This is a genomic window from Dokdonella sp., from assembly GCF_049593775.1.
GTDB lineage: Bacteria > Pseudomonadota > Gammaproteobacteria > Xanthomonadales > Rhodanobacteraceae > Dokdonella.
In genome coordinates this window covers 1-1566 of sequence record NZ_JBAWHJ010000225.1, presented here as the reverse complement: position 1 = coordinate 1566, position 1566 = coordinate 1, and the positions used below count along the sequence as shown (strand labels likewise).

The 1566-nt window shown below is 61.9% G+C and carries 2 protein-coding genes and 1 pseudogene; all 3 read left to right on the top strand.

Translation table 11 applies throughout. From position 1 onward, the window contains the following. Positions 1–100 (top strand): zinc-finger domain-containing protein (locus WBP53_RS08090; RefSeq protein WP_423927724.1); only part of this gene is annotated, 100 nt, incomplete at its 5' end. Between the two features lie 64 nt (positions 101–164). After that, positions 165–1304 carry a glycosyltransferase gene (locus WBP53_RS08085; RefSeq protein ID WP_423927722.1) on the top strand — a complete coding sequence of 380 codons (1140 nt, stop codon included), beginning with the start codon at positions 165–167 and terminating at the stop codon, positions 1302–1304. A gap of 14 nt (positions 1305–1318) precedes the next feature. Then, positions 1319–1566: pseudogene (locus tag WBP53_RS08080) on the top strand (hypothetical protein); the annotation flags it as partial.

Genomic DNA, 1566 nt, shown 5'->3' with positions numbered 1-1566 from the left:
GCTGTGGAACTCGCATCCAAAGGTTTTCCTGCCGATCGAGGAGCAGGGCGGATCGGCCAAATGCCCCTATTGTGGTGCCGAGTACATCCTCGAAAATTGAGCCTGCATGCAGGACTGAATCCACCACTCACGCCGAGGCTTTTTTGTCCGATATAGGTTCCAATGTGACAACCAGGCACCTCAGCGTCGTCCAGTTGGTGCCGGCGCTGGAGTCCGGTGGCGCCGAGCGTTCGACTCTGGAGATCGGTCGTGCACTGGTTGAGGCTGGCCACACCTCGATCGTCGTTTCCGCAGGTGGTCGCCTGGTCGAGCAACTGGTTCGCGAGGGCAGCCGGCATATCGAACTGCCGATCGGCAGGAAATCACTGAAGACATTGACCCTTGTGCCCAGGCTTCGGGCGATTCTCGCCGAGACCAAGGCCGACATCGTGCATGCACGTTCGCGCCTGCCTGCGTGGCTGGGCTGGCATGCGTTGCGCGGCCTTGGGCCACCGCGGCCTCATTTCGTCACCACCGTACACGGGCTCAATTCGCCTGGATGGTATAGCGGCATCATGGCGCGCAGCGATCGGATCATCTGTGTTTCAAACCTGGTTCGCGATCATGTGCTGCGTCACTACCGGGGTACCAATCCGTCCCGTCTGGTGCTGATTCCGCGCGGTGTGGATGCGGCCGAGTTTCCGTTCGGTCACCAGCCTGAAGACGAGTGGCGGACGCGCTTCTTCGAGGAGTTTCCCCAGCTCGATGGCGCGCCCTTGCTGACCTTGCCGGCCCGGGGCACGAGACTGAAGGGACACACGGATGCGATTGAGCTACTGGCAGACCTCAAGGTTCGCGGTGTCGATGCGCGTCTGCTCCTGCTCGGTGCCCGCGAACCGGGGCGTGAAGCCTACGTCGAGGAGCTCGAATCCCTGGCAAGGAACTTCAATGTCGACCAGCACGTCGTGATCACGCCTCCGCGGGATGACGTGCGCGAGGTGATGGCGGTGTCGACCCTGATTCTGCAGCTGAGCACACAGCGAGAATCATTCGGACGTACCGTGATCGAAGCCTTGTCGCTGTGTCGCCCTGTGCTTGGCTATGCGCATGGTGGCGTCGGTGAGTTGCTGACCGATCTCTATCCTGCCGGTCGCGTGCCTCCGGGTGACCGCGCCCGGCTGGCCGAGCGGGCGGCCGAACTGATGCGTGCTGCGCCTGCCATTCAGCCATTGACACGCTACCGGCTGGCGGACATGCAGGAAGCCACCTTGCAGCTCTACGGCGAGTTGGCCAGCCAACCACGGCGTCGGCGCAGCGATCGATGAAGGCAGTTGGACGGATGGGGCGCAGCGAAATTGCCGCCTTGCTGGTCGTGCTGGGTGTACTTGTCCTGTTGCCGATCGGCCGGACTTCCGAACTCGGAATCCTGATTGGCGCCATTGTAGGAATCGTGCTCCTGTTGCGGCATCGCTTTGAGCCGATTGCCGATCCGGCTTTGCGACTGCTTGTCATGTTGTTTGGCAGCTACTGGCTGCCGATCGTGTTTTCCGGCTTCAGCTCGGTGACTGCGCACAAGACCTGGATGAC